Source organism: Rhodococcus sp. 24CO, from assembly GCF_050586165.1.
In the GTDB taxonomy this organism is placed as follows: Bacteria; Actinomycetota; Actinomycetes; order Mycobacteriales; family Mycobacteriaceae; genus Rhodococcus_F.
Map to the genome: position 1 here is coordinate 469,845 of NZ_JAZFNF010000007.1, position 21,527 is coordinate 491,371.

The window sequence follows — 21,527 nt, forward strand, 5'->3', positions numbered from 1 at the left end:
TCGCCTCCTGGGCGTTTGTGGGCGGCATCTGGCCGCACGGTGAATCTCAGGCCTGGTCGGCCAGTGCCTGCATCGTCCGCAACGCATCACGGCAGCGGACTCGGTAGGCGCGCTCGTTCAATCGAGCGCAGTGGGCACAACCGCCGTTGGCGCGGCGGTCGCGGGATGATCTGATCGGGTGCCGCCCGCTGCGGCACATGGTTGCTTCTGGCATGGCGACCTCCTTGGTCGTAGTCGATGGGGTCCATCGGAGAAGGGCCGAGAAAAAACCCGGCCTGCCATGACCAGCAGACCGGGGCTCTCGAGCAACTCCCCCAATAGGAGAACGGGACGATTAAGTCCCTTTATCCGCTGATGAAGCAGCGGCCTACCGAGGTTCAGGCGACCTCGGGAAGTTCAGAAGAGGGAGCTTGGCCCCTCTATCTCTAATGAACCACGTGCGCGCTTATACCTTTAATTGCACGGAAATGCAATGTGAAATATGCCACGTATTGTTATCTTCGCTGATCACGGCGTATTGAACGCGCTGACGGGGCGGAAAATATCTCCAAAACGACGCCACCTGGTCCCATCCAGGCGTCGGCGCGGGAGGCTTCGGCGTGCCTCCTGTGCCGTACCTGCGGGCGATCCTGTCGACCTTGGCCACTGTCTCGTCACGCTCCGCCGGTCGGCGGCGAAGGTCTGCGACGAGCTGATGGACCGGGAGCCTGTAGCCCTCGCATTCGGGGACATACGGCTGCATCTCCTCGGCGAAGATCTCGCGAACCTCCTCGGTGGCGATCTGCCGTGACCGAGCGTTCACGTGCAGGCACGGGACGGACTCGGAGGGCACTCGTACTGGCCGGAACATCTCGGGATGTCGCCGAGGCTGCATCCGGTTCCACTCGTCGGGTGCAGTGTCCATGTCGCCGACCCCGGCAACCGTGATCATCGACAGATCCGGCAGCCGCCTCTCTGGCTTTCGACGCGGGCTTACCTCGGCCCGACCAGCTCGGGCCCGGGCGTTCTTGACGTCGTCGCGGCACCGTTGCGAGCAGTACTCAGGTTGTGCGCCGACATCGCGATGCACCCGTCCGTCAGCATCGGTCGGCAGGTGCAGCTTCTCGCCACACACTCGGCATACCTCTAGCTGGTTCTGGTTCGCAGCCTGCTTCTGACTGACGGTGTACGCCTCGGGGTCCATCCCCTCCGGCCACGCGTCGGTCTTCTTCCGATTCCATCGGCCTCGATCGTCGCGGTCCCAGCACCGGTACGGCTCGAGCCCCTTGGAACTGCCCGCTCCCTTGGCATCCTTCGACAGCTTCGGCTTAGCGGCCTCTGCTGCCAGCTCGGGATGCTCCGCGAGGAACTCCAGCCATCCAGCGGGGCTCTCGTACCGCAGCGACCTCGCCGCGTCGATCAGTTCGCTGTCGAACGTCAGATAGTCGATGTTGTCGGTCAATTCTTCGATCTCACTCGGGTGTTGGTGGCAGCTCTTCCCGCTGCCGTGGGTTCGCTCGATCTGAGCAGTTGTCATCGCTGACATTCACAAGTTAATCCGTGCCTCACTGCTCTGTCAAGGCAGTTAACCGGAGTGGTCAAACATGCTAGCCTGGTCGACATGGTGAACTGGCAGGTGGACCTGGACAGCAAGTACTCGGTGGAGACGGACTTCGGCCCGAACATGGAATGGGTCGCAGCGATGCAGTGGCCCGAGGGCGAGACGCAGGGTGGGCCTGCGATGCTGGTGATCTACCCATCCGACCCCGACACCTGCCCGCCGGGTGGACTGTCGCAGACGGTGCTGAGGGACGTGGACTTCAAGGACGCACTTGACCGACTGCGGGGGAAGTTGGCCGCCTCGAAACGGTGGGAGCGAGTGCGGCAGAGCACCGCCGACAAGCTGAACGCGCTGCTGGCCGATCACGCGGCATCCGGTGCGATCACACCGGAGTATCTGGCTCTTCTGTCGCGGGTCTACGTCGGCGTGGTGAACAACGGACAGGACAAGCCGTTGGAGCACCTCGCCGCACTCACAGGCAAGTCGGCGTCCGCGATCAAGAATCATCTATGGCAGGCCACCCGAAAGGGGCTACTGGAGCGGTCGCCTGGCCGTGCGGGCGGTCATCTGACCGACAAGGGCAGGGCTGTTCTTGAACCAGTGCTCTCAGGCGATAACGAATGAGTGGTGCCGGGGCCTGCTGTGTTTTTGGCCGGCCCCGGTGCCCGGTCACTCCAGCGGGAACTCGACCCGCTCGCCGGACTTCGACGTGAACACCGCCGTACGATCCTGGATCTCAACCCCGGCGATGTCGAACTCGGTCATCGCCTCGAACGTCCCGGTGATGCCCTCGGGCCTCTGCAGCCCGAGTGACTCGTAGAAGCCCACGGGAATACGGATATCAGCGGACACTGTTCCATCGTGGAACTTCGACCGACGGACCCCTCCGGTCTCCAGGTGTACGGCAACAGTGATACCGGACCTGAGGAGTAGTTCGCGCCGACCATCGGTGTCGGCTGCTCCCCAAGCGTCAAGGTACGTGCCGCCGGTAGCCCGGTACTCCCACCGGGCCTCACGAACTGGGGTCGATTCGAGAGCGATGATCCGGGTGTCAACAGCCAGGAGCTGCTCGTGGATCCGTTGAACAGCCTGAGCTGACCTCATACCCCCGAGAGCCTTGGTCAACTCATCCAGAGCCGACTGAGCGTTTTTCAGGTCCGCATCCCGAGAGTCACCAGGAACCCAGACACGCTCCCGGACCTCCATGTCCCCGACCTGCCGGAGGAAATGCTCCTCTACCAGCTCCTCCAGGTACGCGGCTGGGATCTGTGTCGTGTGCTTCTCAGCGCAACGGTAGTACCGGTAGTAGTGACCTTTGGTTTTGTGCCGGGTGTGGTGCAGAGGGTTCCCACACACCAGGCAGACCGCTACACCAGATAGAGGGCTGGACTCGGATCGTTTGATCCCCTTGCGAGACTCGGCTCTCCGGTCCAGGTACGCCTGGATTAGTTCCCATTCGTCAGTCGTCACAAGCGGTTCAGCCATCTGGAGCGGCTGACCATCGTCACCACGAACCGTCTCGCCGTTGTGGTGAACGTGTCCTCGGAGAGCCTTGGACCGGAGTAGCTGCCGGATAGTGGTCGGTGCCCACTTGGACCGAGGTTCGATGATTCCGTCGTCTTTGTGCAACGACGGAGTACCAGCTCTCACGGTGCGGTAGTAGTCACCTGGGGTGAGAACACCCTCCTCATTCAAGTTTCTGGCGGTTGCCGTGAATGGCTGGTCATCGAGCACAGAGTCGACGATCCGACGCACGAGCGTCGAAGCCAGGGGGTCAATCTCCAAGGCCCAGCCTTGGCCGTCTGTCCGTTTGACAGCTGTGTACCCGAACGGGGGTTTACCTCCAGCCCACCGGGCACGCTCTCGGAGCTTGGCCCGTGATGCCAAGGTCCGCTCCCGGATAGCCTCCAGCTCCCCCTCTGCAAGACCAGCGATGACACCGGCCAGCATCCGACCTGCCCAGGTTCCGAGATCTATCGACTCGGAGCACGAGACCAGCGTCTTACCGTGCTCACCGCACCAGCCGAACAGCTTGTTGAGCTGGATAGCGTTCCTGCCGAGCCGGTCGAGCTTCCACGCCACGATGATGTCCCACTCGTGCATCTTGCTCGGGTCCGTCAACCACGGACCCAGAGCCGGGGTGTCGAACGCATCGACAGACCCCGATACGTCCTCATCCACTGCCCAAGCAACCACGGTGTGACCGTGGGTATCGGCCCACTGGGAGATGATCTCGCGTTGCCGCTCGATAGAAGTTGACTCTTCAGTGGCGCGGGAGATCCGCAATCGACCGAGGACACGGCTAGGATTCGCAGAGGTTGACACAAAGTGAGATGATACAGTTGGTTGTGTTCAAGCTGATGTTCCACGAGCCCCGCATCCCACCCAATACCGGTAACGCGATCCGCATGGTCGCGGGAACCGGTTGTGAACTACACCTGGTGGGCCCACTCGGGTTCGACCTGTCCGAACCGAAGCTCAAGCGAGCGGGGTTGGACTACCACGACTTGGCGACCGTGACCGTCCACGAGAACCTGGCGGCAGCGTGGGAGGCTGTCACCCCGGCACGGGTGTTTGCCTTCACCGCCCACGCGACCGTGCCCTATACCGATATCGCGTACGAACCTGGCGACGTTCTGCTCTTCGGTCCCGAACCGACGGGGCTGTCCGAGGAAGTTCTGGCGGACGAGCACATCACCGAGCGTCTGCGGATCCCGATGCTTCCCGGCCGACGCTCACTCAATCTTTCCAACGCAGCGGCGTTGGTCACCTATGAGGCGTGGCGACAGCACGGCTTCAAAGGTGCGGTCTGAGCGTCAGCGCGAGTGAACAGCAGTGTTGGAGCCGAGTGCGATGTCGAGGAAATCTCGCGCCGCGCCGCGCAATCCGCGAACCGGATCCCAGACTGCCTGCAATCTGCGGGGCATCCGTAGACCTTCGACGGTCACGGCCACCAATCGGCCGTCGGTGAGATCAGCGGCTACAGCCAACGACGACAACACGGCCGGCGCGTTGCCCGCAACTACAGCTGCCTTGACGGCAGTGCATGACGTCAGTTCGAGAAGTGGTGGCGCACAATCGGGTACGGCATTTTCGAGTGTCATTCGAGTGCCAGACCCCGATTCCCGTTGAATGAGCGGTGTGCGGGCCAACTCCGCCACCGGAACGGGAGCGCCGTTAGCCCATTCATGGTTGGGCGGCACGACAACAACCAGATGGTCACGCGCCACTTCACAGGACGCGAGTGAGGTCGGCACGTCCGGCCCCTCGACAAAACCGATGTCGGCTCGGCCGGCCTGAACCTGCGCCGAGACATCGGAAGAGTTGTGGAGACTGACCGAAGCGACGACGCTGGGGAATTTATGGCGCATGGCTACGGTCCACCCCGGCACGAGGTACTCGGCGATGGTCATACTTGCCGCAACCGTCACGGCCGCGTCGCGTTCGCCGCGCAGCGCCGCAACACCGGATGCCATCTCTTCCGCGGTGACAAGTATGTGACTGGCCCATTCGAGAATCAGCCCACCTTCAGCCGTCGGGCGCACTCCGGTTGCGGCGCGATCGAAGACTTTGATCCCGAGTTGGCGTTCGACCGATCGGACCCGGGCGCTGACCGCCTGCTGGCTGAGCCCGTGCTCCCGACCGGCAGCACCCATGCTTCCGAGGCGGCCCACAGACAGAAGGACGTCGAGGGCGCTGAGTTCCGGGACCCGCGGGGACAACGACATGCGTTCAGATTAGACCCACAAGCGCCAATTGTGGGCATTCAACAACAGGCCCTCTACCGTCGGCAAACCCAACACCGACACACTGGAATGCATGAGCGCCGCTACCCCGTCCGCATTCGCCCACATCACCCCGAACTGGTTTGCGGCAGCGATGGGAACGGGAATCGTGTCGGTGGCAGCCGCGTCTCTCCAACACGAGGTCGCGGCACTACACGTGGTGGCGGATCTCTTCTGGTTCCTCGCCGCGGCCATCCTGATCGCTTTGATCGGCGCGTTTGCCGCGCATTGGATCACGCACCGCGATCTTGCACTCGCTTACCTCCGTAGCCCCGCGATGTTCCCGTTCTACGGCGCGGTGGCAATGTCCCTGCTGACAGTAGGGTCCGCGACCGGCGTCACGGGCGCGAACTATCTCGGGCACAGCGCGGCGGTGACAATCTCGATAACTCTCTGGGCGGTAGGCACAACCCTGGGATTGTGCACTTATGTCGTCATGATGGTCCGTCTGGTCCGGGACGCCGGCATGACGACGGCCATGCCGTTCTGGCTCATGCCCGTCGTACCCCCGATGGTTTCCGCGACAACGGGAGCGGCCGTGACAACACACCTGACCGACGGTGCACTCCGCACATCGGTTCTCGTATTCTGCTACGTGATGTTCGCGCTGGCGCTCTCGGCGGCACTGGTCATCGCCACAGCCGTCGCCCGGCAGTTCGCCGACAACCGTGCTCGCGGCGTCGACGCGATCCCCTTCAATGCCATTCCGTCACTGTGGATCCCGCTCGGCGTGATCGGCCAGTCGATCGGCGCCGCCAATCTCCTGGCCGACGCGGCGCGCCACGCCGTCGGCGCAGACACCGCCGACGCCCTGCATACCTTCGGGCTTGTGTACGGCACCGTGGTCGGCGCACTCGGCGTGGTTGCGTTCATCGCCGTTACGACGGTCACGGTCCGGGCACTGCGCGGCGGGTTGTCGTTCTCTCTCGGCTGGTGGAGTTTCACCTTCCCGATCGGAGCCTGTGCCGTCGGCGCCAACGCTTTTGGTATCGCCACCGGTTCACAAACGATCCTCGCCGTTGCCGCTGCGCTGCTGCTCGCACTCATCCCCATCTGGGCCACAGTGGCGGCGCGCACCGTGAACTCCATCCGTAGCGGAGCGTTGCCCGCGCCCGCTTAGACGGCGCCGGTTTCGACCTGACGCCCCGACTGGTGCCACTCCATCGTTCCGCCTCGTACGGAAACAGCGTTGATGCCACGACCCTGGAGGTACTCGGCAACCTGGAGGCTGCGGCCACCGACTGCGCAGATCACGTACACCGTCTCGGCATCGGGGATCTCCCCCATGCGCGATACGAACTCGCTCATCGGGATCAGTACGGCACCGGGAACACGCACCTGAGCGAACTCGTCTGCCTCCCGCACATCGATCAACGGCTCACCTGCCGCCAGTGCCGCTTCCAGTGCAGTGATATCGACTTCCAACATTGTGCGCAGTCCTACTCTCGTATCAGCGGTTGCCAGCTCGGTCATCAAGCTCTGCCGTAACGGTACGCGGGTGCCGCCGACAGCGGACGCGACGACCTGGCCGAACCGCACGTTCGGTAAAGTGAAGCCATGATTGCCGGGCGAAGCTGATCGTGTCAGCACTGATCACACGATGAATCGCCGCACCTTCCTCGTCTCGGCCGCCGCGCTGGTCACCATCGGCGGAACTGTTGTCGCGTCAGCCGATTCCACCCGAATCCGTCCCCGGCGTGCCTTGGTCTATCGCGGCCCGGCATCATCACCCGGTTGTCCCGAGGCGGTCGGTCGGTTACTCGAATCCTCGTCCGATCCGTACGACGTGACGTTCTGCGGTCCGGACGAAGATGTTCCGTTGACGCCGGCAGCGTTGGCGAGTGCATCGGTCTATGCACAACCCGGCGGCGGGGAACTGTCGGCAGCATGGGTCCACATGGAACAACACGCGGAGTCGATCCGCGAGTGGGTCCGAACCGGCGGACACTATCTCGGCTTCTGCCTGGGCGGCTACTTGGCCGGGGCCACACCGGGTTTCGGACTGATACCGGGAGACACCGCCCGATATATCTCGTCCCGCAAGTCCGAGATCGATACAACAGCCAACACGATCGTCAACGTCACCTGGCGCGAGGAGGAACGCACGATGTTCTTCCAGGACGGCCCCATCTTCGTACTGCGCGACGACGCCCCGGTGGAGGTCTTGGCGCGCTACCGCAACGGGAAGATCGCAGCCGTGGTCAGCGACTTCGGCCTCGGCCGCGTCGGCGTTGTCGGACCACACCCGGAAGCCGAGCGGTCCTGGTACACACGCGGTCTCACCAATCCGGACGGAATCCGATTCGACCTGGGCCACGATCTGATCGACACGGTCAGGCGTCGTACGCCGGAGCAGTTGTGGACGCCCTCCCGGTAACAGCCCGCTTGCTTCGGTTTGCCACCATCGTCACAAACGCTTCCAATGGTCCACGGCCGGTCGTCAACTTCACAAAAAGTCCGATGGCGACAGCGGCCAGAACCTGCAGAATGTACCCCGTCCACGCGCCGTACGTGTCGTAGTTCGAGTTGATGAACCAGATGTGAAGCACGTACAGCGTCAAGGTCATCGAGCCGGCTGCAGCCAAGGGCACCATCACGACCTTGACCAACCTGTCCAGTCTTGTCCCCGCCAGGTGGCCGAGGAACAGCATCGCCCCGATCACGGCCATCGACGACCCGATGGTTCCCAACAGATCCAACGGCGTACTACTGTGCGGGCCGTCCACGGCAAGCCACCACCACGTCGAACCGAACACCGAACCGTCGGCGCCGTAAGCGATGATGTCGAGAATTTCCTCCCGCGACAATGCGCTGCCCGCCATGAGGTGTTCCAACCCGCCGAGATGAAAGATCAAGACCTCGGACAGAATTCGCGTGCCGACCGCAAGCGCTGCCCCGAATACCAACAGTGCACCGGCCACGTTGGCGGACGTCAGCTTCAATCGGCCGATGACAATGCCGGCACAGATGTACGCAGTCCAGGGAAGCGCCGGGAACTCCCCGTTCAACAGCAGCTCGACGGTCCACCCGAGTGGATTCTCGATGATGCCGATCAACGTCGGGTTGTCCAAGCTCGGCGCCGGGAGCGATGCCCCGAAAAATTCGATGACAGCCGGCACGGCAAGAACGATCAGCAGGCCGAGCGCAGCAACTGCGCGGGTAGGCAAGAAGACAATCGGAATAGCGAGAACAAAAAGGATCGCGTAGTACGGCAGGATCACCACGGCGAGCTCCGGATGGGTGTAACCCATGATCAATCCGATGACGCCGACCACCGCGGCACGCGCTGCCAGTGACGCTGCAGTGGCACCACGATCACCGCGGCCAACCCGCGCGCGCCCGGTTGTGAAGGCAATTCCCACACCGGCCAGGACTGCGAACAATGCAGACGATCGCCCCGCCGAAATGCCGTAGGACAGCGTCGGGGATCCGTCGTCGCTCACGGCAATCAGCGAGTGGACGGCCATCATTCCCAGTAGTGCAATACCGCGGGCGGCGTCGATCCCGAGGAGTCGTTGCTTTTCCACAACCGGAATCTGTTCCGTCGGCGCGAACGGGCTAGCTGTCATCGAGTCATCACCGCGTTGATCAAGCGGTACCCCAGGTCGGTCGCGAGGTGCTCTGGCGCGCGCAAACCGTCTCCCCGATACCAGGATTCGTCCGCTTCGGGGTGCGGCCCGACTACTCCGACCCGACCTTTGCCGTAGTCGACCTTCAGCGCCGCAATGCTGCCGTTCTGATACCGCGCGAGAATCGCGGCCTCGCAGTCGTAGTAGTCCCGGTAATGCCGGTCGAGTGAGAAGTACGGTCCGTCCTGGAAATACATTTCCTCGATCCGGCCGCTCCAGTCCACCTCGAGCACAGCACTTTTCGTGTCGTGCACTTCGGCGTTCTGCAACGCGACGTATTGGTCCGCATCACCGGGAAACAGTTCGAAACCGGGGCTGCGGCCCGCGAGGTAGCCACCGAGGCAGAATCCCAGGTACCGTCCACCGGATCGGACGAATTGCTGAATCGCCGGAACATGGCGACGCAGGTGCGTGAACGCCCTGTCCAGGTCACCGCCGCCAGGCTGCGCGTACAGCGCCGCCGAATGGAGCGTCGAATCGTCGATCTGCAACTCCTCGTCCGGACCGACAAAGCGCACGTCGAAGTTCCAGGCGCTCGACGACAACAGGTCTGCCACGGCTTCGGGGCACCCCGGTAGCGACGCCGGGCCGCGGTACACAAGTGCGCGTGGATGCGGCCGCGTGCTGTAGGTCGTGCTTCGACGGGTCTTGTTCCGAGACAGCGATACCCATTTCATGCGGACACTCCTTGCACAACGACGATGTCGGTGACACCTTGGTCGGTAACAGCTTTCTCGAGGAGAACAGTCGAGCTGTCGTCGGCGCGAATCCCCTCGGCGGGAATTCCGCGCCAACTCGTCCGCGCCGGAAGCTCCTCGCCCTTCATGAGCAACGACAGCGGACTGAGTGAGGCTTCCTCGCCGACAACCGTGTCGTAGAGGATGATCGAACGTGTCCCGATGCTGGCGCCGGCGCCGATGGTGATGGTGGACATCTTCATGACACGGTCCTCGAACAGGTGTGTCTGCAGCGACGACTCGGTTCCGATAGTGGCGTCGTCGCCGACATGGACGAGGTCGAATTCGGTGAGATATGTGGTTCCGAACCAGACTCGCTTGCCGATTGTCGTGCCGAACCAGCGCAGCACCATCGGCAGGAACGGGGTACCCACCAGCATCCCGACGCCGATCGGCACAGCCGCACTTTCGTAGAGCCCGGTCGCAAATTCGGACCGACGGACGAACTTACTCCACAGCGGTTCCACCCGAGGTTTGTAGCGTCCCACGGTGTTTCGCTTCACGGCCGCACAGAATCCGATCACCGCAAGGCTCGACGCCATCGCGACCAGCGGCGCAACCAACGCGGGAACGGGAAGGGCGCGCCCGAATGCCAGGGAGGACAAGACCAACAGATAGAGGTAGAAGCTCACGCCGAGAACCGTGGGCGGCAAGGTGGCGCGGAAGAACTCGATCACGTAGCGATCACGCACCACGTCCTGGGGCGGTGTGTAGATGAGCGCGTCGTCGTAGTCTCCGCTGTCCTGACGATTGGGCAGGTAGATGGCCGGCGAACCGAGCCATGAGGTACCTTCCGGAACACCGTTCACGGGCGGTACCGTCGCGACACCGATCAGCGCATTGTCGCCGATCTCCATGCCGGACGGGATCACCGCGGCATTGCCGATGAAGGTACGATCGCCGATTTTGGTGGGCTGGAACATGATCCGGCCGTTTGCGAAGGTCGCACTTCCCACACTGGCCATGTCGGCGATGAAGCTGTCCTTGCCGACGGTGAGCATATCCGGGTCGATATGCGACACGGTGGACACTTCTGCTCCGCGACCGATATCCGCCCCGAGCAGCCGCAACCACGGCGCGGTGTACAGCGTTGCGTACAGCGAGTTCGTGAACAACAAACTGAACTCGAGCAACTTGTCGACCATCCACTTGCGGATACCGAGACCCGATCGGACAGGATGCATTCCGGCAGGCGCGTTGGGAAGAACGAGTCGTTTGTTCACGGCAACGAACACACAGACGGTGATCACGAAAATCGGTCCGGTGAACAGCGTCGCCACCAGTCCCGCCAACACGCCCCACGCCAGCAGGGCGCCCCAGACCAGTGCGATACCCGGAACCATCAGAGCGATGGCACCCACTTCGAGCGCCGTCAGGCCGGCGAGCGCCGCCAGGATGTGACGCACTTTCCAACGGGCACGGACACTTTCGGCTCGCATCATGGTTTCCACTGCCGGATCCAGGAACTCCGCAGGCACTGCGGGCGATCCCGCCCACCTGGCCTCCTGGGGCACGGTATGACCGGACGGAAGCAGCGACTGATCACCGAGCGCAGCGCGCGCCCCGACCGTCGATCCCGGTTCGAGCACGACGTTTGCACCGACAAACGCACCTGCCTCGATGACGATCTTCCCGACCGTCACCGAACCGGATTCGACGCGCCACGGCCGGATGGTCGCGCCGTAACCGATCGACGCCCCGTCACCGATTTCGACCAGGGTGGGCAACGAGATCGAGGACGTCGCGATGGTAGTGCGATGTCCGACGCGCGCACCGAGGATGCGGAGATAGATCGACATCAACGGCGATCCGCTGACCACGGGTAACGCACCGACCGCGAGGAGCAGATCGAGTGTCCACAGTCGCAGATACGTCGGGCCCCACAGTTTGTATCGTCCAGGCTTGATTCCCGCGGCAAGGGGGCGCGCACTGATCACCGGAAGGAACCAGCGCACGCAGAGATACGTGAGCATGATGGCTGCCAACATCTCGAACAGAACCGGTACCGACACAAAACCGTCGTTCTTCGTGTAGACGTACGAGACGGGAAGCGTCGTGATCAGCAGGAATAGATAAATCACTGCCAACTGGATGCCCCCGGCGCGGGCCACTTCCGTATCCGTATGTTTGACAGCAACATTCGGGGCAATCGGATGCTGGGCGCCCACTGCTGCCAGCGCGTGCGTGATCGAGCGAACGGTGGGATGGCTGTACAGATCGCGGATCGAGGGAGTTGCGCCGATACCACTTTCACGTAAAGCGGAGACAACGGTTGCGGCCAGCAGCGAATGGCCACCAAGATCCTCGAAAAAGTTGGCTTCCACCGACATCTCTTCTGCCGGTATGCCGAACGCCCGCGCCCAGATATCGCGAACTGCCGCTTCCTGCTCGTTCCGCGGTTCGACTACCGGGCCGGTAGGAGCCGAGAAACGTCGCCGGGTCGGATCCGGGAGCTTCGATCGATCCACTTTGCCACTGGGCATCACGGGCAAGGCGGGGATGAAGTCGACAAATGCCGGCGCCATGTACGCCGGAAGTCGTTGCGACACGGCTTTCGCGAGTTCCCCGACAAGGTATTCGTCCTCGATCGGGTCGACGAGCACCATGTACGCGCACAGTTCCGACGGCGTCTCGTTCTCCGATGCGGCAACCAGCGCCACCACGGCCTCGGACACCGACGGATGTTCCAGGAGAACACTTTCGATCTCACCGAGATCAACTCGGTGACCACGAATCTTGACCTCGGCATCGGCACGGCCCAGGTATTCGATCTCACCGTCGGCCGTCCAGCGTCCGAGATCGCCGGTCCGGTAGAGCTTCTGACCCGTCGGCACGGAAAAGTGATCGATGAATTTGTCGGCGGTCAGGTCGGGGCGCCCGACATAGCCACGTGCAACACCGCGTCCGCCGATGCAGATTTCGCCCACTTCACCGTGGGGAACCAGCCCGCGGGCTTCGTCGAGAATGACGACGGAGTAAGTCGGCAGTGGTCGCCCGATCGTCACCGTCCGGCCTGGCAGGAGTTCACCCCACGTTGCAGTGACGGTGGCCTCGGTGGGCCCGTATGTGTTGAGAATCTTGCGCCCCGGACGTGCCCACCGTTCCACCAGTTCACGTGGGCACGCTTCACCACCGACCAGCAGATTACGAATCTTGGGCAGATCACGCGGGATAGTCGCGAGCAATGTCGGTACGCAGTAGAGCGTCGTAATGGCGCGTTCTTCGAGGAAATCCGCCAGCTCGCCGCCCAGACGCCGACTGTCCGTCGGCCCGGCGACGATGGTTGCGCCGCGAGCCCAGGTAGGCCAAATTTCCTCGATCGAGAAGTCGAAGGAAATTGTCATGCCCTGGTAGACACGATCATTCAGCCTGACATCATAGACGTCGGGGACTACGTCGAGGAAGTTGCAGATACTCGACTGGGCCACTTCGACGCCTTTGGGTCGACCACTCGAACCCGACGTGTACAGGATGTAGCAGGCCGGGTCAGGGTCCGACGCAAGGTCCAGGATGGGCCGATGCTGCGGCTGGAAGTTCAACACAGCCACGTTGGTGTCGAGGGTAAGCCTCGCGACGTTGCATTCCTCGGTGTTCGGCGCCAACTCTGTCGAGGTCAGCACGAGTTGAACTCCGGCGTCCTCGACAACGTAGGCAACTCGATCGGACGGTGCGCCCGGGTCGATCGGCACAAAAGTGCCGCCGGCCTTGAGCACACCCAACAGGCTTACGTAGGTATCCACCGAGCGGTTCAGGAAGATCGCAACACGTGAGCCGACCCCGACACCCTCACTGATCAACATGTGTGCCAACTGATTCGATCGATCTTCGAGTTGGCGGTAGGTGATCGCAAATCCATCACACTCGAGCGCGATTGCGCCCGGAACCGAGTCCGCACTTGCTTCGAAGACATGATTCAAGCGGCGAGGCCGTGTAGGCCGAACCGTCGGCCGAACGCCGTGCGTAGTCCCCAACCCGGACCAGGCCTCAGCCCACAGGCCCTTGTGTTCCGACATGATTTCCCTCCGCGGGATGAATCCCGCCCCTTCGCACCGTGTTCCGGCTTCCCCAGTCCGGAACCCGGCCCTGTACTTCACTTGCCTGTACTTCAGCACTCAACTAGCTGATTGATTGCACGGGTGGACGCTACGTCGTTCCTTTTAAAAAAACCAGCGCGAAAACTGCTCGATTTCAGAGGTTTAGAATTCCAAAGTGCCGTATTTCTTTTCCGCGCAAACCGTCGCACTATCAAGAAATACCCACTGCCAGCAGATTCACGGGTAACTCGCAGACAACTGCCGGAGACCGCGCCTCGTCCCGCGTCCGATTTTGCATGATTTGTCGCCAATGTGACTTTCGTCCCATTTCACTGACGACACTCACTCCCGCATCGACTCCTGCCTGCCTCCTGGACCGATCCTCACCGCAAACACGTCCAGCATCTTCCCTGAAAAACCCAGTTCAACCGCATTTGTGACAGAGATTCCTCACCGCGGCACTGCGCCGTGACAACCCACCACGAACAGTCGACCATCGCCGAAGGTCCCTAGCGGCAAGCCCGAAAACTCACCACGCTCGCGCCGCATCGAGAATTTCCCGACGGACGCCCACAGTTGCCTCGGCGAGTCCACGGACATCGAGAAGATACTCGAACAACAAGGCAAAGAATGTGAAATAAAGGATGAAACAGTGGGTGAATGGCACCACGGCGGCGCTAATCACCAAAAGGGTGATATCGGGGGTGAATTTCATCGACAAAATTGCCAAACATGCGCTGGATGCGCTAATCGATTGCACTGTCAGCGGAAATCCCGAGACTTCGCCGTGACACGGAGGTCCATGCGCTGCATCCGGTCTGCCACGACGGTCACAGCTCCCTCCGCGTTTTGCACCTTTCCCCGGACGAGGAGCGCCGGCGCCGTGTTGGCAAGCTTTCGGTACTTCGCCCACAACCCCACCGAACACACCACGTTGACCATCCCGGTTTCGTCTTCGAGGTTGATGAACGTAACACCGCCCGCGGTTGCCGGACGTTGACGGTGGGTGACCGCTCCCCCGACCAACACTCGATCACCGTCCGCAATGTCGAGCAGTCCGGACGCCGGGACCACGCCAAGTGCGTCGAGTTGCGGGCGGAGGAACTGCGTCGGATAGGTGTCGGGAGATACTCCGGTAGCCCACACGTCGGCGGCCGCCAGTTCGACGTCGCTCATACCGGGCAAGGTGGGGGCAGTGACCGATGCCCCGACTCCGGGCAGCCGATCAGGGCGCTCCCCCGCTGCTGCGCCCGCAGCCCATAACGCTTCTCTTCGCGAAATCCCGAAACTATCGAGCGCACCGGCCGTCGCCAGCGATTCCGCTTGTGCCGTCGTGAGTTCCACTCTTCCGGTCAGATCGAGAAATGACGTGAACCGGCCGCCGAGAGTGCGCTGTTCGACGATCTTCTCGGCCAGCGCGTCACCGATACTGCGCACGTCGCCCAACCCCAACCGCACTTCGAACCCCGCCGCTTCGACGGTGGCATGCGCCAGACTGACGTTGACGTCGGCTCCGTGCACTCGTACCCCATGCCTGCGGGCGTCGGCGACAAGCGATTGTGGTGAATAGAACCCCATCGGTTGCGCCCGGAGCAGTCCGGCGCAGAACGCTGCCGGATGATGCAGTTTGAACCACGACGAGTAGAAGACGAGGGCGGCAAAACTCTGCGAATGACTCTCCGGAAAACCGAAATTGGCAAAGGCGTACAACTTCTCGTAGATACGGTCGGCAACTGCGTCATCGATTCCGTGAAGGTCGCGCATTCCCTGATACAACCGCGCGCGCAGTTGTTCCATCTTCTCGGTGGAACGCTTCGACCCCATGGCCCGACGCAGTTGATCTGCCTCGGACGGTGTGAATCCCGCGACGTCGACGGCCATCTGCATCAACTGTTCCTGAAACAACGGAACACCAAGTGTGCGTTTCAGGGACTTTTCGAGCGACGGATGATCGTAGGTGACAGGTTCGAGTTTGTTGCGCCGACGAATGTAGGGGTGCACCGACCCGCCTTGGATCGGACCGGGCCGGATAAGGGCAACCTCGACGACCAGATCGTAGAAGTTCCGCGGTTTGAGACGCGGCAGCGTCGCCATTTGCGCCCGCGATTCCACCTGGAACACTCCCACGGAATCTGCCCGCTGGAGCATCTCGTACACGGCAGTTTCCTGGAGATCCAACTGCGCGAGATCAACGGTGATGCCTTTGTGCTCGGCTACCAGATCCATCATGTAGTGCAGGGCCGACAGCATTCCCAAGCCCAGGAGATCGAATTTAACCAGCCCCGCGGCGGCGCAGTCGTCTTTGTCCCACTGCAGGACACTGCGATTGGCCATGCGCGCCCACTCCACCGGACAGACGTCGGCGATAGGTCGGTCGCAGATGACCATACCGCCGGAGTGGATACCGAGGTGCCGGGGAAACCCCTCGATCTGTGCCGCCAGTTCCAGCACCGGGCGCGGTATATCCGTCTCGGCGTTTGTGTCGATGCCGCCCCACCGTCCGACCTGCTTACTCCACGCATCTTGCTGTCCTTGCGAAAAGCCCAGTGCCCGAGCCATATCCCGCACCGACGATTTCCCTCGATAGGTGATGACGTTGGCTACCTGTGCGGCATACTCGCGGCCGTACTTGGTGTACACGTGCTGGATAGCTTCTTCACGACGGTCGGATTCGATATCCACGTCGATGTCCGGCGGACCGTCGCGCTCGGGCGCGAGGAATCTCTCGAACAGGAGCTCGTTACGAACCGGATCGACGTTGGTGATGCCGATGGCGTAACACACCGCCGAATTTGCCGCGGAACCTCTTCCCTGACACAGGATGTCGTTGTTCTTGCAAAAAGAGACAATGTCGTGGACAACGAGGAAATACCCGGGAAAGTCCAAGGACGTGATGATGGCCAGCTCATGTTCCAGCTGTCGATACGCCTTCTCCGCATCTTCGGGCGGGCCGTAACGATCCAACGCCCCCGCCATCGTGAGCTCACGCAACCACGACGCCTCGGTGTGCCCAGGCGGTACGTCGAACGGCGGCAGCTTGGGAGCGATGAGCCTCAGATCGAAAGCGCACTCACGTGCCAGTTCGGCAGCTCCGCTGACCGCCTCCGGGTAGAGCGAGAACAGCGACGCCATTTCTGCACCCGAACGCAAGTGCGCACCACCGGTCGGAGCCAACCAGCCGGCGGCGTCGTCCAGACTCTGCCGGGAGCGAACCGCAGCCATCGCCATGGCCAACCGGCGACGCGGGGGCGCCGCGAAATGCGCCGCTGTGGTCGCTACGGTTCGCAATCCCTGTTCGGCGGCAAGCTGTGCCAGAACAGCATTGCGCTCGTCGTCCTCCGGCAACCCGTGATGAGTGAGTTCCACCGCCACCCGGTCGGCGCCGAAACGTTCGACCAGATCCCGCAAAGCCACCGCGGCGCTGCTTTTCCCGCCGGAGGTGAGAGCTTGCCGCACATGACCTTTCCGGCACCCGGTCAGGATCTGCCAATGCCCACCCGCAGCTTCGGTCAAGGTGTCGAAGTTGTACTGCAACTTCCCTTTCTCACCACCGGCCAGGTGGGCAGCAGCGATTTCACGGGAGAGCCGACGGTAGCCTTCCTGCCCCCGCGCGAGAACCAACAGGTGTGTCCCGCCGGGATCTGCCGCTCCCACTCGCGGTGTGGAGTCCAAGGACAACTCCGCACCGAACACCGTCCGCATTCCCCATTCACGAGCCGCCTCGGCAAACCGCACCACTCCGTAGAAACCGTCGTGATCGGTGACAGCAATAGCTTCCAGGCCCAGTCGGACGGCTTCCTCCACCAACTCTTCCGGAGGTGAGGCGCCGTCGAGAAAACTGAACGCAGAATGGGCGTGAAGTTCGGCGTACGGCACGGTGCTGTTGCCGCGAGCGAGTTCACCGGCGGTGTACTCCCCGCGCTTGCGTGACCATGCCGGACTGTCGTTTCCGTCGCCGGGAAACAGATCTTCGTGCTCTACGCGGCCGGCGCGTCCCGACAGAACTCGTTCCATCTCGGACCACGTCGGCGGTCCGTTCCCCCAACCCATAATTGCCTCACAGCGTCCTGAACAGTGTCTTTGCGGACAGTCGCGATGCTGGGAGGGAAGACGCATCGTGCATCGAACTTATGTTCGATACATTCAAGTCTGGCAGCTCACCCGCCATCCGTCAAACAAGAGCGGCAAGCAACCCCGCACGATCCTCGGGCGCCCGCTTGGGACAACTGGTGCACTTGGCTTCGCCTGGCACCTCGTAGATCAGGCAGCACGACGCACGCTGGGTGAACCGTCGTCGATCCGTCGGCACCGGCGTCAACGGATTCTCCACTCGCACGGCGCTCGCCCCCGCGCTCACATCCACAAAACGAGGTCGCGGAATGGGCGCGCCCGCACTACGGAGGGCATCGATCAATCCAGCAGCGCAGGCACTTCCGCGCTCACGCCGTGCGCCTGCCGCATCGAGCGCGCGGTTGGCAATGGAATCGGTGGTGATCGCCCACAACGCCTTCTCTCGCACTCCGGACACCTCGGCGAGTACCTCGATGACGGGCGTCAATGCCTCGTACATCGCCCGAGCCAACTCGGCAACACCGACAGTGATCGGGATGAGAGAAGCGGCGACAAAACCACCGAGATAGCCGTCGTCACGCAGGAAGATCCGAGCCTCGGCAAGCGACGGATCAGCGGCAAAACCGGTGACCAATCCCGTTCCGAGCGGGATACCGGTCAACGTGGAACTGGCCGAATACCACCACAAGGTGCCGTTGACCCGGCTCTCGTCACTCCCCCACCGCTTTGCCGTATCCGCGACGCGCGCTGCCATCCAGGCCGGGTCCGTCATCACCGCGGCCGGGATGGTCGCCGGATAGGCGTCGAGGCTTTCGAAAAACGGAACCGCCGTCGCCATCCGCGCGTAGATCGCGCCTATCTCGTCATTCACGCCAGCCCCACAATCTCCATCCGCGGACGCACCCCGTGCTCCACGCGGGCCTTGATCCCGAAAACCTCGGCCAGCAACGATTCTTCCAGCACCGCAGCGGTGGGCCCACATGCCCGCAGGTTTCCCGCCTCGAGTACCGCCAGTCGATCGCAATATTCGACGGCCAGGCGAAGATCATGCATCGTGACCACGACGGCCAACCCCTGCGACGCCAACTCCGTGAGCAGCTCCATCACGATCAGCTGGTGGCGCAGGTCCAGATGATTGGTCGGCTCGTCCAACAACAGGATCTTCGGTTGCTGCGCCAGCGCCCGGGCAATGGACACTCGCTGACGCTCACCACCGGACAGCGTCGCGACGTCCCTACCGGCCAGTGCCTCGAGACCGACCTGTTCTATGCACCGATCCACGATGTTGCCGTCTTGCTCCGTCGTGCGATCCAGCCAATTTCGATGCGGTGTACGTCCAAGGGCAACGGATTCACGCACCGAAAGCCCACTGGACACCGCTGGTTCCTGAACACTGGCCGAGACGGTTCGGGCAATCTCCCTGCGCGACAATGCCGTCGCATCCACCCGATCGATCAGCACCGCACCACCGCTGGGAGTCAGCGCGTTGTAACAGCAACGCAGCGCCGTCGTCTTGCCACTACCGTTGGGGCCCACCAAACCGAGAATCTCACCTGCGGAAGCCTGGAAACCTATGCCGTGCAGCACCTCACGACTTCCCAGGCGGGCCCGGGTATCGACGAGTTCGAGAATCACTGCTCCAACCTCCTGTACTGCCGGTAGAGCATCCAGACAAATATCGGCGCTCCCACCAAAGCAGTAATCACACCCACCGGGAGCTCGGTCGATTCCGACACCGAACGTGCCACCGTATCAGCGGCCACCATCGCCACCGCGCCCAGCAACGCAGCGGCGGGAAGCAGACGAATTGCTCTGGTACCCACCACAAATCCGGCAAGATGCGGAATCAGCAATCCGATGAAACCGATACCGCCGGCGACGCTCACCGCAGCGCCGGCCAGTACCGACACCGCAAGAAGCGACAACACGCGGAAGCGTCGCACGTTCATACCCAAGGCAGCGGCGCCGTCGTCGCCGGTCTGCAGGACGTCCATCCACCGCGCGCTGAGCAGCAACGCAACTCCGACGACAACAAGCGCTACGGTCGGAAAGATCAGCGTCGACCATCTCGAATCGCCGAATCCGCCTGCTATCCAGTGCATCACGGACGTCACATGCCGATCGTCGGCCAGAACCAGAATACAGAACGTGATGAGCGCCGAGAAGATCTGGGCCAGAGCAACTCCCACCAGGATGATTGCCGTGGGCTGGGGGTATCTGCCACCGATCACCAGGGCAAGGAACAGCGGAATCATCGCACCGACAAAGGCTGCAACGGGAATCGTGAAAACTCCCAGGACGCCGACACCGAAGCCCAGCACGGAGACCAGGACCACCATGAAACCCGCGCCGGACGACACACCGAGAAGGTACGGATCGGCCAACGGATTGCGTGTGACCGCCTGCGCCACCGCACCTGAGATCGCCAACGACGCACCCACCACGGCAGCGGTGAGGGCGCGCGGCAGGCGGGAGTCGATCACTATCGACTCCCGCGCCGCCGACCACCAGGTCTCGAAAGTCCCTGGCGCCAAGCGTGCTCCGACTATCGCCCACACGTCACCGATCGGAATGCGGACCGAACCGAAGGACACCGCCAATCCCAGCATGGCTGCCAGGGCCAGCAGCAATCCGGCCAGCAGAGCCCCGAAACCGGAACGTGAAAGGGTCACTTCGACGCGTCGGCGCCCGGTGTGAGCGCACTCGGATGGAAAGCGCTTGCAATGGTGTTCGCCGAGCGCACGAGACGAGAACTCTCGAAGAGATCAGCGAGAGGCACCACAACAAATCGGTTCTGCGTTACGGCCGGAGTGGTTGCCATCAACGGTTGCGACCGCAGGAAGTCGATCTTCTGATCCGCTGTCTTGTCTCCGTAGTCGATGACAACAATCGCTTGGGGCGCGCGCTCGGCAACAGCCTCCCAGCTTGCATCGATGTAGGGCTTGGCGCCTTCGGAGAAGATGTTTGTCACGCCGGAGTACGCGGCAACCAGTTGCCCGACGCCGACACCACCGATCGTGGTCGGAACATCCTCACCACCGTCGTAGAAGAAGGTGGACACCGGCGCGGCGTCGCCGACTGAAGCACGGACTGCGTCCAGGCCGGAGCTGATCTGCTCGGCTACGGCGCGAGCGGAATCCTCGACTCCCAAGACGCGGCCGAGTTGGGTGTAGTCGTTTTCGAGCAGTCCGATATCGGGGAATCCGGTGCCGCAGTATTCCGAGAAGAGGAAGGTATTGATCCCTTTCTCGGCAAAGGCGTCGCGTGATCTTCCCTGCTTCTCGTTGAATGCGCTGGTCATTCCGCCGACAACAAAGTCCGGATCCACGTCCAGAATCTGCTCGGCACTCGGGAACGTGTCGGACAGACTGGGGATCTTGTTGAACTGTTCGGCCGTCTCCGCGGTCGGCGGGTTGTCGCTGTATGCCCGTCCGACAATGCGATCACCCGCGCCGATCTCGATAAGTGCTTCGGTGACATGGCCGTTCAAGGACACAATTCTCTGCGGCGGTGAATCGAAGACCATTTCACGGTCGCAATTGGTGATGCTGACCGGCTGAGCAAATGACTCCGTCGACGCGGAGTTTTCGGTTGCCTCGCCTTTCGAACAACCGGCGGCCATCAACGCTGTCGCGATCAACACGACAAGGGTGCGGGTGGGGGAAATCTTGAGTGACACGGGACCTCGCAAAAGGGCTCAGAGCCACGAATGAGAATCCTGGGAGAACACC

Annotated in this window: 18 protein-coding genes; 4 read left to right on the forward strand and 14 right to left on the reverse strand. The window is 62.4% G+C overall.

Annotation, left to right across the window (positions count from 1 at the left end; all coding sequences use genetic code 11):
• Positions 1-46: 46 nt before the first annotated feature.
• Together V2B23_RS20035 and V2B23_RS20040 are read right to left on the reverse strand one after the other, a co-directional pair.
• Positions 47-214: a hypothetical protein gene (locus tag V2B23_RS20035; RefSeq protein ID WP_175393489.1), complete on the reverse strand. Its 168-nt coding sequence runs from the start codon at positions 212-214 to the stop codon at positions 47-49.
• Positions 215-445: 231 nt separating this feature from the next.
• On the reverse strand, positions 446-1,516 hold the full coding sequence (locus V2B23_RS20040; RefSeq protein ID WP_430951927.1) for a hypothetical protein: 1,071 nt from the start codon (positions 1,514-1,516) through the stop codon (positions 446-448).
• A gap of 84 nt (positions 1,517-1,600) precedes the next feature.
• On the opposite strand from V2B23_RS20040, the gene V2B23_RS20045 reads away from it, so the two are divergent.
• Positions 1,601-2,164 (forward strand): hypothetical protein, encoded by a 564-nt coding sequence (locus V2B23_RS20045; RefSeq protein ID WP_092801498.1) that lies wholly within the window; start codon positions 1,601-1,603, stop codon positions 2,162-2,164.
• A 45-nt stretch (positions 2,165-2,209) separates the two neighbouring features.
• On the opposite strand, the gene V2B23_RS20050 is transcribed toward V2B23_RS20045, so the two are convergent.
• Positions 2,210-3,865: a recombinase family protein gene (locus V2B23_RS20050; RefSeq protein ID WP_092801501.1), complete on the reverse strand. Its 1,656-nt coding sequence runs from the start codon at positions 3,863-3,865 to the stop codon at positions 2,210-2,212.
• A gap of 23 nt (positions 3,866-3,888) precedes the next feature.
• Here V2B23_RS20050 and V2B23_RS20055 point away from each other — a divergent pair, with 23 nt between their 5' ends.
• Positions 3,889-4,353 carry a tRNA (cytidine(34)-2'-O)-methyltransferase gene (locus V2B23_RS20055; protein WP_430951973.1) on the forward strand — a complete coding sequence of 155 codons (465 nt, stop codon included), beginning with the start codon at positions 3,889-3,891 and terminating at the stop codon, positions 4,351-4,353.
• Between the two features lie 3 nt (positions 4,354-4,356).
• Here the strand turns inward: V2B23_RS20055 and V2B23_RS20060 are convergent, their stop codons facing one another.
• Positions 4,357-5,268, reverse strand: coding sequence for a LysR family transcriptional regulator (locus tag V2B23_RS20060; protein WP_430951928.1), 912 nt, complete (start codon positions 5,266-5,268; stop codon positions 4,357-4,359).
• A gap of 91 nt (positions 5,269-5,359) precedes the next feature.
• On the opposite strand from V2B23_RS20060, the gene V2B23_RS20065 reads away from it, so the two are divergent.
• Entirely contained in the window at positions 5,360-6,445 is a 1,086-nt protein-coding gene (locus V2B23_RS20065) for a TDT family transporter (RefSeq protein WP_430951929.1), read from the forward strand.
• On the opposite strand, the gene V2B23_RS20070 is transcribed toward V2B23_RS20065, so the two are convergent.
• Entirely contained in the window at positions 6,442-6,753 is a 312-nt protein-coding gene (locus V2B23_RS20070; RefSeq protein ID WP_430951974.1) for a rhodanese-like domain-containing protein, read from the reverse strand. The two genes, V2B23_RS20065 and V2B23_RS20070, sit on opposite strands and share 4 nt — an antisense overlap.
• 172 nt (positions 6,754-6,925) lie before the next feature.
• On the opposite strand from V2B23_RS20070, the gene V2B23_RS20075 reads away from it, so the two are divergent.
• The gene (locus V2B23_RS20075; protein WP_430951930.1) at positions 6,926-7,702 is read left to right on the forward strand and encodes a BPL-N domain-containing protein; all 777 of its coding nucleotides are present in this window, start codon (positions 6,926-6,928) and stop codon (positions 7,700-7,702) included.
• On the opposite strand, the gene V2B23_RS20080 is transcribed toward V2B23_RS20075, so the two are convergent.
• The 9 genes from V2B23_RS20080 to V2B23_RS20120 all read right to left on the reverse strand — a co-directional run bounded on the left by V2B23_RS20080 (position 7,659) and on the right by V2B23_RS20120 (position 21,418).
• Positions 7,659-8,894 carry a heparan-alpha-glucosaminide N-acetyltransferase domain-containing protein gene (locus tag V2B23_RS20080; RefSeq protein ID WP_430951931.1) on the reverse strand — a complete coding sequence of 412 codons (1,236 nt, stop codon included), beginning with the start codon at positions 8,892-8,894 and terminating at the stop codon, positions 7,659-7,661. The genes V2B23_RS20075 and V2B23_RS20080 overlap by 44 nt on opposite strands.
• Positions 8,891-9,631, reverse strand: a complete 741-nt coding sequence (locus V2B23_RS20085) for a BPL-N domain-containing protein (protein WP_430951932.1) — start codon at positions 9,629-9,631, stop codon at positions 8,891-8,893. The genes V2B23_RS20080 and V2B23_RS20085 overlap by 4 nt, the downstream gene beginning before the upstream one ends.
• Positions 9,628-13,704, reverse strand: coding sequence for a Pls/PosA family non-ribosomal peptide synthetase (locus V2B23_RS20090; RefSeq protein WP_430951933.1), 4,077 nt, complete (start codon positions 13,702-13,704; stop codon positions 9,628-9,630). The genes V2B23_RS20085 and V2B23_RS20090 overlap by 4 nt, the downstream gene beginning before the upstream one ends.
• A 550-nt stretch (positions 13,705-14,254) precedes the next feature.
• Entirely contained in the window at positions 14,255-14,440 is a 186-nt protein-coding gene (locus V2B23_RS20095) for a hypothetical protein (RefSeq protein WP_430951934.1), read from the reverse strand.
• Between the two features lie 47 nt (positions 14,441-14,487).
• Positions 14,488-17,775, reverse strand: coding sequence for an error-prone DNA polymerase (locus V2B23_RS20100; protein WP_430951935.1), 3,288 nt, complete (start codon positions 17,773-17,775; stop codon positions 14,488-14,490).
• A gap of 121 nt (positions 17,776-17,896) precedes the next feature.
• Positions 17,897-18,667, reverse strand: coding sequence for a (2Fe-2S)-binding protein (locus V2B23_RS20105; protein WP_430951936.1), 771 nt, complete (start codon positions 18,665-18,667; stop codon positions 17,897-17,899).
• Positions 18,664-19,431 carry an ABC transporter ATP-binding protein gene (locus tag V2B23_RS20110; RefSeq protein ID WP_430951937.1) on the reverse strand — a complete coding sequence of 256 codons (768 nt, stop codon included), beginning with the start codon at positions 19,429-19,431 and terminating at the stop codon, positions 18,664-18,666. Before V2B23_RS20110 ends, V2B23_RS20105 begins: the two co-directional genes overlap by 4 nt.
• Positions 19,428-20,468 carry a FecCD family ABC transporter permease gene (locus V2B23_RS20115; RefSeq protein ID WP_430951938.1) on the reverse strand — a complete coding sequence of 347 codons (1,041 nt, stop codon included), beginning with the start codon at positions 20,466-20,468 and terminating at the stop codon, positions 19,428-19,430. Before V2B23_RS20115 ends, V2B23_RS20110 begins: the two co-directional genes overlap by 4 nt.
• Complete coding sequence (locus V2B23_RS20120; protein ID WP_430951975.1) at positions 20,465-21,418, reverse strand: ABC transporter substrate-binding protein; 954 nt, start codon at positions 21,416-21,418, stop codon at positions 20,465-20,467. The genes V2B23_RS20115 and V2B23_RS20120 overlap by 4 nt, the downstream gene beginning before the upstream one ends.
• Positions 21,419-21,527: the final 109 nt, after the last annotated feature.